The organism is Pedobacter sp. G11 (assembly GCF_003860265.1).
Classification (GTDB): domain Bacteria; phylum Bacteroidota; class Bacteroidia; order Sphingobacteriales; family Sphingobacteriaceae; genus Pedobacter; species Pedobacter agri.
Window position 1 is genome coordinate 1,478,296 of sequence record NZ_CP034190.1, and the last position, 15,072, is coordinate 1,493,367.

A 15,072-nucleotide genomic window follows, 5' to 3' on the forward strand; every position below is an offset into this window, starting at 1 on the left:
GAACAAAATGAACAGTTTAAGAATGGCGAAATGGGCTCTGTAATGAAATATAAGCATAAAAAAACCCTCAAGGAGATTAAACCTTGAGGGTATATTTTTACACGAAATTTTTTCCGTGATTTTTAGCGATTTGGATTACATCATGCCACCCATACCGCCGCCGCCCATTGGAGGCATTGGCGCACCACCTTCTTCAGGCTCGTCTGCCAAAACAACTTCAGTTGTTAATAACATCGCCGCGATAGAAGCTGCATTTTCTAATGCTACACGAGAAACTTTAGTTGGATCGATAACACCAGCACCAATTAAGTTTTCGTAAACATCAGTACGGGCATTATAACCGTAATCTGCTGTTCCTTCTTTAACTTTTTGAACTACGATAGAACCTTCGATACCTGCGTTTTCGCAAATTTGACGTAATGGCTCTTCGATCGCACGACGAATGATTTGAATACCAGTATTCTCATCTTCGTTAGCACCTTTTAAATCAGCAATTGAAGCGACTGCACGGATGAAAGCAACACCACCACCAGCAACAATACCTTCTTCTACAGCTGCACGAGTTGCATGTAAAGCATCATCAACACGATCTTTTTTCTCTTTCATTTCAACCTCACTAGCTGCACCTACGTAAAGAACTGCAACACCTCCAGCTAATTTAGCTAAACGCTCTTGTAATTTTTCTTTATCGTAATCAGAAGTAGTAGTTTCAATTTGAGCTTTGATTTGGCTTACACGAGATTTAATATCTTCAGAGTTACCAGCGCCATTGATTACTGTAGTATTGTCTTTATCAACTACAACTTTCTCAGCAGAACCTAAATAAGTTAAATCAGCATTTTCTAATTTGTAACCTCTTTCTTCTGATACCACAATACCGCCAGTTAAGATTGCGATGTCTTCTAACATTGCTTTTCTTCTATCACCGAAACCTGGAGCTTTAACAGCCACAACTTTCAATGAACCACGGATTTTATTTACCACTAAAGTAGCTAAAGCTTCACCATCTAAATCTTCAGAGATAATTACTAATGGCTTACCAGTTTGAACAGTTTTTTCTAAAACAGGCAACAATTCTTTCATGTTGCTGATTTTTTTGTCGTAGATTAAAATGTAAGGACTATCTAATTCAGCTTCCATTTTATCTGCATTGGTAACGAAATATGGAGATAAGTAACCTCTGTCAAACTGCATACCTTCTACTGTTTTAACTTCAGTTTCAGTACCTTTTGCTTCTTCAACAGTAATTACACCATCTTTACCAACTTTACCCATTGCCTCAGCAATTAAAGCGCCGATCACCTCATCATTATTTGCAGAGATAGAAGCAACTTGTTTGATTTTGTTGTTGTCTTCGCCAACCGTTTGAGATTGTTCTCTTAAATTAGCCACAACAGCAGCAACAGCTTTATCAATACCGCGTTTCAAATCCATTGGATTAGCACCAGCAGCAACGTTTTTAATACCTGTAGTAATGATTGCCTGAGCTAAAACCGTAGCAGTAGTTGTTCCATCACCAGCAATATCAGCTGTTTTTGAAGCTACTTCTTTAACCATTTGAGCACCCATGTTTTCAATCGCATCTTTCAATTCGATTTCTTTAGCAACGGTAACACCATCTTTAGTGATCGCTGGCGATCCGAATTTTTTATCGATGATTACGTTACGGCCTTTCGGACCTAAAGTTACTTTTACTGCATTTGCTAAGATATCTACACCGCGTTTCAGGGCGTCACGTGCATCTACGTTATATTTTACTTGTTTTGACATTTTGATTTAAGATTTTTAGAATTACGATTTACGATTTTTTAAATCGCATCATCTTATAACTTTTAACTTTCTACTTTCTACTTTTAACTTATAATTACCCTACAACAGCGTAAATATCAGTTTCACGCATGATTAAGTAGTCTTTACCTTCGTAAGGGAACTCGGTGCCACCGTATTTACCATAAATAACAACATCGCCTACTTTTACGCTTGCTTTTTTACCTTCAGCATCTTCTTCAGAAACTGAAACTACAGTTCCTTTAGATGGTTTTTCTTTAGCGGTATCAGGGATATACAAACCCGATGCAGTTTTCTCTTCTGCGGCAGCTGGTTCTACAATTACTCTGTTCGAACTGCCAGCAATTGGTTTAAGGTTTAACGCCATAACTTTTATTATTTTTTATTTTGATTTAAGTTTTTTAACTAAGCTTACAATTAACACTTTTTATGCCAAGAGGTTTTCAGGGACAAAATTACACCTGTCCTGTCAAAATACAAACAAATCAAGAATATTAGGTGTCAGCTTGGCAGAGAAGATTTAGAGGTATTGCCAGAGTGAAGGCTTACAAATGCACTACTTTAAGGCTGCTGTAGGATCTGTTCCCTTATCTACAATGGTTTTAATATCGCCTTTTAAATCAGAAACATAAATTCGGCTTTGCGTAAATGGTTTTTCAGCTGCGCTGAAGAAAATCCGGTCATCGGCAGCAACAAAAAGATTCGACACATTCATCTCAGGGGAGGAAATTTGTTTGATCGCTTTAGATGCCACATCCATTGAAAAAACAGCATTGGCTTTACCATGTAATTCGGGTATGGCGTTACCAGAATAAGCACTGAAAATAATTTTATTACCCTTATCGGCATAGAAGAAACGATTATCGCTGGCAATATTGTAATTCGTTCCGATCAAATCTTTTAAAGGCTTCGTATCGATGATTTTTCCTGAAGTATTAAAAGTGTATAGATTTTTCAAATCGTGGGCAACAATTTCATTCGCCGATTTCCAGGTTGGTGAACTCACATTGATATTCGATTGGCCATCAAGGATTACAAAGCTGGTATTATCGTTTTTGATCAGACCAACTTTCCAGATGCTCTTCTCGTTTAAAACACTAAAAACAATATGCATACCATCTTCAGACCATACTGCGCCATAATAATTTTTACTGTCTGCATGCAACTGCAACTGACTTTTATTCTCCAAATCTGCTATCCAAACGCTCCTGTTTCCGGCACTATCGCTAACAGTATAAGCCAATTTATTTCCATCAGGAGAAATGGATGGGTCAGTAGCGCCACCAAATGAAATTTGTTTCATCGTATCAATACTGGTAGCTACAATTTTTTGCCCATCCTGATAAGCCAAAGCAAAGTTTTTCCCGCTTAAAGAAACGGTATCCAATATCGCTGTTGATTTAGATTGATCATTACTGTTGGATGTGCAAGAAGCAAACATAGCCAGGCATGAAACGATTGCCAGTACGAAACGAGAATACAATTTAGTCATGCGCAATTTTACGAATTGTTTTTAAACAAAGAAGATCCAGGCTTTTTAAAACCCAGATCTTCTAATTTTATGATTTTATTCAGACTTAACTTTTTTTCTTATCTGCATAACCAAACACTTTTTGAAGCAGGGTGGTACTTCGAGCGTTGAAATTCCCTCTGATTTTCAATTCTTCTTTAGCCACCTCAATAAATAATCCATCAATTGCCTTTTGCGTTACATATTCCGTAAGATTTGTATTTACGGGTTTTACTAAAGGCAAACGGTTATACTGCGAAGTTAAATCGCTGTAATATTTCGTTGCGTTCACTTTATTCAGGCTAGTGGTTACTATTGGACTAAATTTTTGCATCAATTCAGAGGTAGTTACCCGTTTAAAATAAGCTGTTGCCGCATCATTGTTTCCTAGCAGGATATTGGTTGCATCAGCCAGTGTCATCTGTTTAATTGCCGAGATGAAAATTGGTTTTGCTTCAGTAGCCGCATCTTCCGCAGCACGGTTTAAACTGGTAATCACATTATCGCAAAGTTTATTCAAGCCTATGCCACGTAGCGTTTTTTCTACTTTTTGTGCTTCGGGAGGCATTAAAATTTTAACAGCTAAATTACCCAAAAAACCATCTTTTACTGATAAGCGGTCGGCACCTGCAGAAACGCCGAGTTGCAAAGCCTCTTTAATACCCTGCCCGATTTCGAAAGTGGTTGGGGTGCCGGTGGCAGTAGTAGTACTTTGCTTATCCGTTACTTTCTTAAAAATATCGCTCAGTTTAATTTGAGCATTCGCGTTCAGGTTTGCAAATAATATTAATGCCAGGGATGACGTTAAAATATTTATTTTTTTCATTTTGTGTGTGTTTAGCTTCTTTAAGCAAAAGAACTGCCACAAATTTAGTAGCCTGCTTTGCCACAAAGATAAAGCTTCAATGAAAACGTAAATGTTAAATTTTAATTGGCTGGAGATAGCTAAAAAATAAGCCCTAATTGTACAAACAATCAGGGCCGTTGAAATTATAATAGACGAAACTTAGTTTACCGCGATATCTTTTGCGGGCACATTGGTTTCGGGATTTTTAGGAAGTGTTATTTTCAAAATTCCATCAACATATTTCGCTGAAATGTTTTCAGTAAGCACTTTTCCGTTTAAGGCAAAGGCTCTTTCAAAAGCACCGTTGCTATATTCTCTTCTGCTGAATTTCTGTGTCGCTTCTTGCTCTTCATTCGGAGTATAGGATATGCTGAGCACATCATCTTTCGTTATTACCTTTAAAAATTCCTTTTCTAAAGCTGGGGCAAAAAGATGGATGATATAATTTTCATCACTCTCTTCGATGTTTGCAGGAACACGTCTGAAACCTTTTCCAAACATTTCATGCGCATGGTAGGCGAACCGGCCGTGGTGATGTCTTCCAAATCGTCCTCCTTTTTGACCGCAGTTGTGATTCATTTTGCCTGTATGGCATCTATTTTCGTTATACATTTTGTAATATTTAATTGTTAATTCGAGATCATTTGCTGGGTTCTCGAAATACCCAGTAATTGTGTGATGATGCTGGCATACGGATAAGAGGGAGAAAAAACGGCATAGTCAAATTTCAAACCTCTAATCTGAACCACGATATCATCAATAAACTTCATTGGTTCCAGTAGCGCACTTATTAATCCCGATTTTGGTTTATCATCCTGCTCATCCACTTTAAAAATGTTCAAATCCTGATTATACGCTTTAAAATCGGCGCCGATGTTTTGGATCGATGTTTTGAATTCATCCGAACTAAAGAAAGTAACTTTCTCTCCCTGAATGATTAATTCACTTGCAAATCCTAAAATCGGATCAACATCTTGTGAAGAAGGGCTGCTTAAAACTAAAACCTGTGACATGTGCTTATTTGTTTAAACTATCTACTGGATTGATTACGGTATCAATTGGTTTGTTGTTGTGATGACTAAAACCATGATTTCGATGATGTGATTCACAGTTTCCCTCGTGATAATGTTTATTTTTAAAGTCGAGTCTGTCTGGATATCCATTTCTCATAGCCAGTACGTTTAGGCTGTAAAAAGTTGCGCCTGCAACTGCTAAAGCCAGTAAAATTCTGAATGCTCTCATCGCTTAATAATTAATATTGATGTTATTAATCTGTCCATTACTTTGTACTGATGGTTTATACCATTGATTGTCAATCGGAACTATTGGCGAATAATTCGAATCGAAGCTTTCAAAGCGATTGACAAAATGACGACGACGACCTTTTAAAATCATTCTGAACGTAAACCCAAGTACCATTAAGGCTAGTATAAACTTGAATATAAAGGGCACAAAGAATACCGCCGTACCGAGTACAATTCCAAATGCTATAGTTTTTAATATCTGTTTCATTTATTATTTTTTGTAATTTAATAGGGTAGACGGAACAGATTTATTTTTACTTTAAAAAAATTGAAATATTTATAATTGAACTTCAATAGAAGATTTCTCCCTAGTTCAACATCTTAAAACGAGCGAAAGCTAAATGCATTCGTCATTGAGCATCCTGATTGTTTTCATTGGAACGTGGAAAAGGCGGGCGAGATAAAAAAAAAGCCGGCATTTCTGCCGGCTCTAAATTATTCCTTATTTCTGTGTCCCCATCCGCCACATCTGCGTCTGTATTCTTCTTTGAACTTGGCTCTTTCTTCTTCATTCATGCCGTCCCATTTGGAACGCATTTCTCTTGCTTTTTCCCGAAAGCGATTATGACCACCACCCTTGTTAAAATTTCCGAACAGCAACCGGCAAAGCACCAGCAAACCCAAGGCTTGCCAAAAGTTTAATTTACCGGCACCAACAACCTCTGGTAAAATCCAGTTCCACAAAAACATTACAATGTAGCCTAAGGCCGCTGCAATTGCGGCAACTACAGGTATAAAGAAAATGAATTTCTTGCCTTTACTAAATTTCCTGTTTCTCATTTCCTATTCAATTAATAGTTAATAAATTCTTGATATAAATTTTGTAAGCGACTACGCAGATGTTTTACCGCATAACCCTTTCTTGATATTAACGTTTTTATATTTTCGCCGGTTTCATCCGCCAGTTCCTGGAATGTTCTTTCTTCCAGTTCATTTTGAATAAAAACATAACGTTGATTCTCCGGCAATTCTTCCAGGGCTAAAAACAACTGATCCCAAAAGAGTTTTTTCAAGCCTTCCTGTTCCGGTGAATACGCATCGGCTAACAAAATTTCCTTAAAGTTGATTTCCCCGTCTTCCCCTTCAAAAGTAAAATCCTCCAGGTGCTCTTCTTTTTGTTTTCTATACTTGTCGGTAATTTTATTTCTCGCAACGCGATAAAGCCATCCGCTAATCTGCTCAATAGCGCCCGCTTCCGGCTGATTACTCAGCTGATACCACACATCCTGCAAAATATCTTCCGCGTCCTCATCTGTATTCACTCGCCCCCGAATGAAACTGAAAAGGCGCTTTCCATAACTGGAAACGGTTGAAATAATATTTTGGGGTTCGTTTGTCGGCACTTATTTATTGGGATATAAATCAGTAAACGGATGAGATATAATTTTACTTTAAATTATTTTAATTTTTTCTAAAATCTATTGATCATTGCGAAATATCAGATACAAAAAAAGCTTTCCCTTTTGAGGAAAGCTTTAATTATGCTAAAAAGCATCAATTATTTTTTAGTGGTATCATTAGTTGCAGGCTTAGCCGGAGCAGCATTATTTAACGATCCGCCAAGTGGAGATGGAGAAGGTGTTTTATCTAAACGCTCTTGAATAGCTGAGTTTCCGACAGCTGTAGCACCACCACCATTTTTGGTGATCGTAGTAATACCTAGTGTTAAAACAACAATTGCAGCCAATAAAACCCACGATCCTTTTTCTAAAACGTCGCCCGTACGTTGAACACCAAACATATTGCTTGTGCCACCGCCTGTTGCTAAACCACCACCTTTAGGGTTTTGTATCAATACAAATAAGCCTAAAGCTATACACACAACAATTAATAAAATGATTAAAAAGGTTACCATCGTAATATTATATTTTAAAATTTCTTTTCTATGGATTGGATAAGGTCGGCAAAGTAACCACTTTTTTCTGGATATTTCAAACTTAATTTTTTATAAGTATCTATGGCTTTGTGATAAAGCATTTGCTCGATGTAAATTTTAGCTAAGGTTTCCGAAACAAGGTCATAATGATCTTCTGCACTCTTTTTCGCTTTATTTTCGGTGTCAATTTGCTCCGGTTTTGGTGGCTTAATCGTTGGGTCTTCTTTTAAGAATTTCTCGATAATTTCTGCACCTTTTGCATCTTTTACCTCCGGAGCAGGATATTCTGCCAAATGATCTGCTACCTCAAAAGGGGTTTGAATGTGGAAAATATGCTCTACATACTGCTGCTGAAAAGCTGCGCCATCTTGTTGTTTGCTAACTTCCTGTTGTTGTTTGGCTATATTCGGCCTTGGCTGCGCATAAGGCTGAAATATTTGTTCATGTTCTTTTCTGGTTTTAGCCAGCCACCACAAGAAAGTGTAAGGCAACTGATCATCGTCATATTTAGAAACACGGTGAATTTCAGGTTCATCAGGAATAACGGTTTCGATATTGGGTGCTTCCGGAACAACATCAGTACTTAATTTCTTTTCAAATGCAAAAAAATCTACTGCGGCAACGCTTTCGATAAAATTATTTTCATCGGCAGGTAAATCCAAAAGTTGATCTGCTCCCGGCAAATGGATGGGTGTTTCCACTTCAGCCGGTTCAACTTTATGCTCTGGTTCCGTTTCTTGTAAAAGTTCGTTACCTGGATCAGTTTCAACTGAAAATGTCTCCGCTGTTTCAGTATCTTCTGGTGCAGCTTCTACAGCAACAATGTTTAAAATATGAAACAAGGTGTTTCCTTGTGTATAAAGTGCTGCTTTTGGAATTAATGACGATTCAGCTTTTGCCAGCAACAAATGAATCGGCTGAGCATAAGGAAATTTTTCGGCCATCTCTTTCAACATGGGTACATGTGCAGCCTCAACCTTTCCGGGTTGTGCAAGTAAATCTGCAAGTAGCTGTTTGTAATCCATGTTTGAGGTTTGTCGCTAAGTTAAAAATTGTCGGCGGTTTTTGAGAAAAGATTGTAATGTGTAATTAGATATTTACCACTGTGCAAAGGCTCTGTTGAAGATGTCTTCCGTTAACTGCTTATTAATTTGATCTAGTGCATTTGGTAATGCCGCCTGAATGGAAGCTCCATTTAGTGGGAAATCAAAAAATTTGGTAAAACTTTCATCAAAGCTTTCTTTCTCTTTTCCCGCAACATTATTAGTGTATTTAATCGAAACTGTAATGGTTAACCGGTTTGCGCCTGCAGTTGGTGTGGCGCTAGATTGCAATGCAACTGGTTTAATATCATAACCTGTAATCCTGCCTTCGAAAACTGCATCTGCTTCAGTAGTAGATACGCTTAAGTTGGTTTGATTACGAATCCTCGTTTTTAATGCCTCAGTAAGTTGATTGTTTAAGTTCGGAACCACTAATGGCGCATTGTTTTCAAATGTACGCACAATTACAGTTTTCAAACCTTCGGTTGATGCACCACTAAACTTGTATGAGCAAGATGTAAGCGCAGCAATCAGTATAAATGCTAATATTTTGACTTTCATTAACTGAATATTTTGGCAATATTATAAGTTCAATTCCTTGATTTTTCTGTAAAGGGTTCTTTCTGAGATGCCTAATTCCTGAGCCGCGAACTTGCGTTTGCCTTTATGTTTTTTCAGGGCTTTTTTAATCAAATCAGATTCCTTATCTACCAGCGATAATGATTCTTCAACTTCTTCCGCTTCATGGGCGAAGTAATCTCCGTTATTGCCGTTGTTGTTGCTGCTTGGTGCGGGCTGCTGAATAGTGAAAGCATGCTCGTGACCCGAAGGTAACTCCACATCTCTGTATAGCTGGTTGATGTATTGGGGATTATCAGCTAAGACAGTAGCGGTATTTCCGCCGTGTTGAATAATTTCCGCTACTAATTTTTTAAGCTCAACCATATCTTTTTTCATATCAAAAAGTACCTTATATAAGATATCTCTTTCCGTGAAATCTTCTTTTGATTGCGCATTAATTGCCATAGGCAAATTGCTTCCGGCTTCGTTAGGAATGTAATTTAAAATGGCCTGACCGGAAACATTTCTATCTTTCTCTAGTACACAAATTTGCTCCGCAATATTTTTCAATTGACGAACATTTCCTGGCCAACTATAATTTGTTAGAATATTTACGGCATCTGGCTCTAAATGTAATGCCGGGCTACGGTATTTATCACTAAAATCGGCGGCAAATTTTCTAAATAATAAAAAGATGTCTTCCTTACGCTCTTGCAATGCAGGGATGCGCAAAGGAACCGTGTTTAATCTATAATATAAGTCTTCGCGAAATTTTCCATTTTTAACGCGGTTATATACATCAACATTGGTGGCTGCAATAATACGAACATCCGTTTTCTGAACTTTTGATGAACCTACTCGAAGATATTCGCCACTTTCTAAAATCCTCAACAACCTGGCTTGAGTACCTAGCGGCAGTTCGGCAACTTCATCAAGGAAAATTGTTCCGCCATTGGCCACTTCAAAATAACCTTTTCGGGCTTCATGCGCACCGGTAAATGAGCCTTTCTCGTGTCCAAATAGTTCTGAATCTATCGTTCCTTCCGGGATAGCACCACAGTTTACAGCGATAAAGGCGCCATGTTTACGGGCACTCATCTGGTGAATGATTTGAGAAAAAACCTCCTTACCACTTCCACTTTCACCTGTAATAAGCACCGACATATCCGTTGGTGCCACCTGGCTCGCAATATCTATAGCACGATTAAGCAAAGGCGAATTGCCAATAATTCCGAACCGTTGTTTAATATTTTGTGTATCCATTTTTTAATGGTTGAAAGTTAAAGGTTAAAAGTTGAAGGTCATGCTTTATAACATGTTTCTTATGATTTAATCGTTAACTTTTATTGTAATATGTGTGATCAGTTTCGGTGTTGGAATTTGGCGTTCAACCATGTAACCCGGAACCGATAACGTGTAACTATTATCAAACTATTCTTCCGATCAAGGTTGCTGAGGTACATCTTTCGATATACACATTAGCATATTCGCCTGGTTTAACGCCATCAATAGCCGGAAAAATAGCCATTGCGCCACTATCACCACGTCCACAGTAATCCAAATCAGATTTTTTTGAAGTGCCTTCAATCAATACACGAACCGTTTTACCCACCCATTCCTGCAATCGCATCAACGAATGTGCTTGTTGTTTAGCTAAAATTTCTGCCAAACGACGTTTCTTTACATCCTCAGGAATGTCGTCAGCCAGTTTACGGGCTGCTAAAGTTCCAGGTCTTTCCGAATAGGTGAAGTTATAAGCAAAATCATACTGCACATAATCCATCATGCTCAGTGTTTCCTCGTGCTCTTCCTCTGTTTCAGTACAGAAACCAGCAATAATATCAGTTGAAATGGCACAACCTGGAATAATATTTCTAATCGCATCAATGCGGTTAATGTACCACTCACGGGTATAAGTTCTGTTCATTAACTCCAACACCCGGGTATTGCCAGATTGAACTGGTAAGTGAATGTAGTTACAGATATTATCGTATTTGGCGATGGTATGTAAAACTTCATCGGTAATATCTTTAGGGTGCGACGTAGAAAAACGAACCCTTAAATCTGGGCTAACCAATGCCGTTTGTTCTAGTAACTGCGCAAAATTTACAGTTTCCGTTCCATCTTCTGAAGTCCAGGTGTACGAATCAACATTTTGACCCAGCAGCGTAACTTCCCTGTAACCAGCTTCGAAAAGTGTTTTTGCTTCTTCGATGATGGAGTGTGCATCGCGACTACGCTCACGACCGCGGGTAAAAGGCACTACACAGAATGAGCACATGTTATTACATCCGCGTGTAATCGAAATAAAGGCAGTAATGCCATTACTGTTTAACCTTACTGGGCTAATGTCTGCATAAGTTTCCTCACGGGATAACAATACATTCACGGCTTTATGTCCGCTTTCAACCTGCTCAATTAAGTTAGGTAAATCGCGATAAGCGTCTGGGCCAACTACTACATCAACCAAGCGTTCTTCTTCTAAAAATTTAGATTTTAAACGCTCAGCCATACAACCTAACACCCCAACAATTAATTTAGGATTGCGGCGCTTTTCAACACCAAATTGAGATAAACGATTTCGCACTCTGGTTTCGGCGTTTTCACGGATAGAACAAGTATTGATGAAAATTACATCGGCCTGGTGATAATCGCCAGTGGTTTCGAAACCGGTTTCAGATAGGATAGAGGCAACAATTTCGCTATCAGCGAAGTTCATTGCACAGCCGTAACTTTCGATGTATAATTTGCGGGCATCGGCTTTAACAGGCGTATCTAAAATCAACGCTTCGCCTTGTCTCGTCTCGTCATGCGTTTTATCCTGTACTTGTAAATCAATCATTCTTAAAAAGATTTTGGGGATTGCAAAAATACACAAATAAAATTAAAAGTGACAAATTGGCACGTTTTGTTTCAATGTTTACAATTGAATTGAAAAACCGGCTAAGGAAGTCTGTGGGCAATTCACTTCAAGCCTGTAGGTTTGCTAACCAATTTTTTGAAGCGTAAAGGCGAAAGTTGTACCAATACCTGGGGTGCTTCTCACCGAAATAGTTTGCTGGTGCGCTTCCAAAATGTGCTTAACAATGGCCAAACCCAAACCAGTTCCCCCTACTTCTCTTGCCCGGTGGGTATCAATGCGATAGAAACGCTCAAATAAACGCAGTAAATGTTTCTCCTCGATACCGATTCCATTATCAGTTACCTCGACCAGGAATTGATCATGAAGTTCGAAAATTTTAATGGCTGTTTCACCGTGTTCGATGCCATATTTAATGCTATTTACGATCAGATTAATTAACACCTGCCGGATTTTTTCGCGGTCGGCATTAACCATGGTTACAGCAGTATATTTATCTTTAAAAAAAAGTTTGATGTGCTTGGCTTTCGCCCTATCCTCCAGATTTTCCATCACCTCTTTGGCAAGTGTAACGAAATCAAATTTCTGATAATGAATAGGCGCTTCGCCTGTTTCCAGTTTCGAAATGGCATCTAAATCATTGATCAGATAACTCAAACGCTCCACATTATTTTCTGCCTTTTTCAAAAATTTTACCGCCATATCCGGATCATCTACAATACAATCCTGCAAAGTTTCGATATAACCCTGGATGGCAAAAAGCGGTGTTTTAAACTCATGAGAAACGTTAGATAAAAATTCTCGACGAAATTGTTCCTGCTTTTTCAGCAAATCAATCTCTCGTTTTTTGGCACCAGCCCATTCTTTAACTTCTTGTTCAACGTCATTAATCGGATCGGAACTTACATATTCTCCAAGCGCATCTTTCAAATCTTTTCCAAGCTTGAGATTGTGAATGAGCTTATAAATCAGTTTAATTTTATTGTAAATGTATTTTTCCAGCAGATAGTAGAAAACCAAAAAGCTGCACAGAAAGGAAACACCAAATGAAATTCCAAAATAATACCAGCTGCGCTCAAAATAAAAGTTCACCATCCCGATGGAGAGCGCAACAGCCAGAGCTGTAATTAAAACCAGCACACTTAATTTCATGGTGCAATTTAAAGCTTTTTATGTTAATGGAATGTTAACCCAATTGCTTTTCAGTTAAATATTTCCAATATCTTTTGGGCACATGTTTTACATGAAGCTTGGTATTTTTTCGGGCAACAATATTGGCGCTTTTGAAGTAATCTTTCCAAAGTAAAGAATACAATTCTTCCTTTTCATCCATTAATAATAACCCAGGATTTTTCTGATTTACTTCTGATGCAAAATCGATCGTGATTTCCTCAACTGTTTTTAAGTTATAATGCAAACCGTATTTTCTTTTCAAATCATAAATTATCCATTCCTGATCTGCATACCGGTTTTTAAAATGATTACTGATTAAAGGCAGAACATTAAAATCCGGATCAACTGAGGTATAGAACATCCCGTCGCCAGTTTTTTGAAAGCGAATAAATGCTTCCATGCGATGTTTTTCGCGTTCTACACTTTTTGCATATTTCGATAAGGCCATCACATGATCATTACCATAATTGGACGCCGCACCGGTTTCATTTTGAAAAATATAGATAGTGAACTGAAATAAGTGATCGTAAGCCTCATGAATTTCAGATAAATAGGTGCAGTAAAATTTCCGGAGCCAATCTTTTTTCAATTTTTTTTGAAGTCCAACCCAAACACGGTCGGCTTTCTCCTGGTCAGTTGCAACTATCAGGTTTTCACGGAAAGCCTCTGGTTGATAAAGCATCATCGATTTTAAAGACGTAGATCCAGGTTTCCTTTCAAACCATTCAAATACCGCAGTTAATAAGCCGGTTAAAGATCCATCGAAAATGTAAATCATTTAAAATAAAATCAATTGATTGCTATCAGTTTTTAAATATTTGCTTTGGCTTTCGGCTAAAATAAAGGCTTTGATTTGGGTTCCCTGATAATCTTTCAATTGATAAGGACTATCGACGCAGGTAATAAAATGTTTCGCCCGGTTATAAGCCACACCAATCTTTTTCAACTGATCAATTCTCAATTTCCCAAATTTGCGGGCCTGAACAATTTTCTGGGCCGACATTACGCCGATACCAGGAATGCGCAAAATCATTTTGTAATCAGCTTTATTAATATCCACAGGGAAATGTTGCATATTTCTAATTGCCCAGCTTAATTTAGGATCGATATCGATATCAAGATTTGGATTGGCATCATTTAAAATCTCCTGAACCTTAAAACCATAAAAACGCATAAGCCAATCTGTTTGATAAAGGCGGTTTTCTCGCAAAAGCGGTGGCTGGGTTCCTAAAACCGGCATTCTGGTATCATCGCTAATAGGAACATAGCCAGAATAATAAACCCTTTTTAGCGAAAAATTCTTGTAAAAAGCATTTGCAGTGTACATAATATCTTTGTCGCTTTCTGGCGTGGCTCCAATAACCATTTGTGTACTTTGCCCCGCCGGAACAAATTTTGGAACATGTTTAATCAGTTTTTTATCTGCAGAAAACTGCGCAATATTTTTCTGAACAAAATCTAGCGGTTTAATCACATCTGCATGGTTTTTCTCTGGTGCTAAAAGTTTTAAACCTGCTTCAGTAGGCATTTCCAAATTGATGCTCATTCGATCAGCATAAAGTCCTGCTTCTTTTATTAATTCATCACTTGCTCCGGGAATAGTTTTTAAGTGAATATAACCATTGTAGTTTTGCTCTAACCGCAGTTTTTTACAAACCAAAAGCAATCGCTCCATGGTAAAATCGGCATTCTTGAAAATTCCAGAACTCAGAAATAATCCCTCAATATAATTTCTGCGGTAAAAATTCATGGTGAGTTCCACTACCTCATCTACGGTAAAAGCTGCCCGCTTCACATCATTGCTTTTTCTCGAAACGCAAAAAAGGCAATCATAAATGCAGTGGTTAGTTAGCAGTATTTTAAGTAAGGAAACACAACGACCATCTTCCGTGTAGGTATGGCAAATGCCTGAAGAATGACTATCTCCAAGGCCTTTATTATCATTTTTCCTGGTGCCACCGCTTGATGAACATGAAACATCATATTTAGCAGCGTCAGCAAGAATATTTAATTTTTCACGAATTCGATCAAATGACATAAATACATATTTACTAACAAATATAGCTTTAAAACTAAATAAATTAGTAAATTTAATACTTTAGTTTACTCT

The 15,072-nt window shown here is 37.9% G+C and carries 18 protein-coding genes; all 18 read right to left on the reverse strand.

Translation table 11 applies throughout. The features are described 5' to 3' along the window. Window positions 1–135 precede the first annotated feature (135 nt). The 18 genes from groL to EA772_RS06535 all read right to left on the reverse strand — a co-directional run bounded on the left by groL (window position 136) and on the right by EA772_RS06535 (window position 15,000). Complete coding sequence (groL, locus tag EA772_RS06450) at window positions 136–1,770, reverse strand: chaperonin GroEL (protein WP_124911945.1); 1,635 nt, start codon at window positions 1,768–1,770, stop codon at window positions 136–138. Window positions 1,771–1,864: 94 nt separating this feature from the next. Continuing rightward, entirely contained in the window at window positions 1,865–2,155 is a 291-nt protein-coding gene (gene groES / locus EA772_RS06455; protein ID WP_010599229.1) for a co-chaperone GroES, read from the reverse strand. Window positions 2,156–2,344: 189 nt separating this feature from the next. Then, window positions 2,345–3,280 (reverse strand): PD40 domain-containing protein, encoded by a 936-nt coding sequence (locus EA772_RS06460; protein ID WP_124911947.1) that lies wholly within the window; start codon window positions 3,278–3,280, stop codon window positions 2,345–2,347. A gap of 85 nt (window positions 3,281–3,365) precedes the next feature. Then, complete coding sequence (locus EA772_RS06465; protein WP_124911949.1) at window positions 3,366–4,124, reverse strand: DUF4197 domain-containing protein; 759 nt, start codon at window positions 4,122–4,124, stop codon at window positions 3,366–3,368. A gap of 180 nt (window positions 4,125–4,304) precedes the next feature. Then, a complete protein-coding gene (locus EA772_RS06470) occupies window positions 4,305–4,724 on the reverse strand; it encodes an Hsp20/alpha crystallin family protein (protein WP_124914991.1) in 420 nt (139 codons plus the stop codon). Window positions 4,725–4,774: 50 nt separating this feature from the next. Next, window positions 4,775–5,158 (reverse strand): hypothetical protein, encoded by a 384-nt coding sequence (locus EA772_RS06475; RefSeq protein ID WP_124911951.1) that lies wholly within the window; start codon window positions 5,156–5,158, stop codon window positions 4,775–4,777. 4 nt (window positions 5,159–5,162) lie between these two features. Next, a complete protein-coding gene (locus tag EA772_RS06480) occupies window positions 5,163–5,387 on the reverse strand; it encodes a hypothetical protein (RefSeq protein ID WP_124911953.1) in 225 nt (74 codons plus the stop codon). A 3-nt stretch (window positions 5,388–5,390) separates the two neighbouring features. Then, window positions 5,391–5,657 carry a hypothetical protein gene (locus tag EA772_RS06485; RefSeq protein ID WP_124911955.1) on the reverse strand — a complete coding sequence of 89 codons (267 nt, stop codon included), beginning with the start codon at window positions 5,655–5,657 and terminating at the stop codon, window positions 5,391–5,393. Window positions 5,658–5,884: 227 nt separating this feature from the next. Next, the gene (locus tag EA772_RS06490; protein WP_010599236.1) at window positions 5,885–6,229 is read right to left on the reverse strand and encodes a hypothetical protein; all 345 of its coding nucleotides are present in this window, start codon (window positions 6,227–6,229) and stop codon (window positions 5,885–5,887) included. A gap of 11 nt (window positions 6,230–6,240) precedes the next feature. Continuing rightward, a complete protein-coding gene (locus EA772_RS06495; protein WP_124911957.1) occupies window positions 6,241–6,792 on the reverse strand; it encodes an RNA polymerase sigma factor in 552 nt (183 codons plus the stop codon). Window positions 6,793–6,947: 155 nt separating this feature from the next. Continuing rightward, window positions 6,948–7,304 (reverse strand): preprotein translocase subunit SecG, encoded by a 357-nt coding sequence (gene secG / locus EA772_RS06500; RefSeq protein WP_124911959.1) that lies wholly within the window; start codon window positions 7,302–7,304, stop codon window positions 6,948–6,950. A gap of 14 nt (window positions 7,305–7,318) precedes the next feature. After that, a complete protein-coding gene (locus tag EA772_RS06505) occupies window positions 7,319–8,350 on the reverse strand; it encodes a hypothetical protein (RefSeq protein WP_124911961.1) in 1,032 nt (343 codons plus the stop codon). A 72-nt stretch (window positions 8,351–8,422) separates the two neighbouring features. Continuing rightward, on the reverse strand, window positions 8,423–8,929 hold the full coding sequence (locus EA772_RS06510) for an LptE family protein (protein WP_124911963.1): 507 nt from the start codon (window positions 8,927–8,929) through the stop codon (window positions 8,423–8,425). A 21-nt stretch (window positions 8,930–8,950) separates the two neighbouring features. Beyond that, a complete protein-coding gene (locus EA772_RS06515) occupies window positions 8,951–10,192 on the reverse strand; it encodes a sigma-54-dependent Fis family transcriptional regulator (protein ID WP_010601650.1) in 1,242 nt (413 codons plus the stop codon). Between the two features lie 163 nt (window positions 10,193–10,355). Further along, window positions 10,356–11,771: a tRNA (N6-isopentenyl adenosine(37)-C2)-methylthiotransferase MiaB gene (gene miaB, locus EA772_RS06520; protein ID WP_124911965.1), complete on the reverse strand. Its 1,416-nt coding sequence runs from the start codon at window positions 11,769–11,771 to the stop codon at window positions 10,356–10,358. A 144-nt stretch (window positions 11,772–11,915) separates the two neighbouring features. Next, on the reverse strand, window positions 11,916–12,941 hold the full coding sequence (locus EA772_RS06525) for a cell wall metabolism sensor histidine kinase WalK (protein WP_010601652.1): 1,026 nt from the start codon (window positions 12,939–12,941) through the stop codon (window positions 11,916–11,918). A 34-nt stretch (window positions 12,942–12,975) separates the two neighbouring features. Next, window positions 12,976–13,740: a TIGR03915 family putative DNA repair protein gene (locus EA772_RS06530; RefSeq protein ID WP_116168686.1), complete on the reverse strand. Its 765-nt coding sequence runs from the start codon at window positions 13,738–13,740 to the stop codon at window positions 12,976–12,978. Further along, window positions 13,741–15,000, reverse strand: coding sequence for a putative DNA modification/repair radical SAM protein (locus EA772_RS06535; protein ID WP_010601654.1), 1,260 nt, complete (start codon window positions 14,998–15,000; stop codon window positions 13,741–13,743). Window positions 15,001–15,072: the final 72 nt, after the last annotated feature.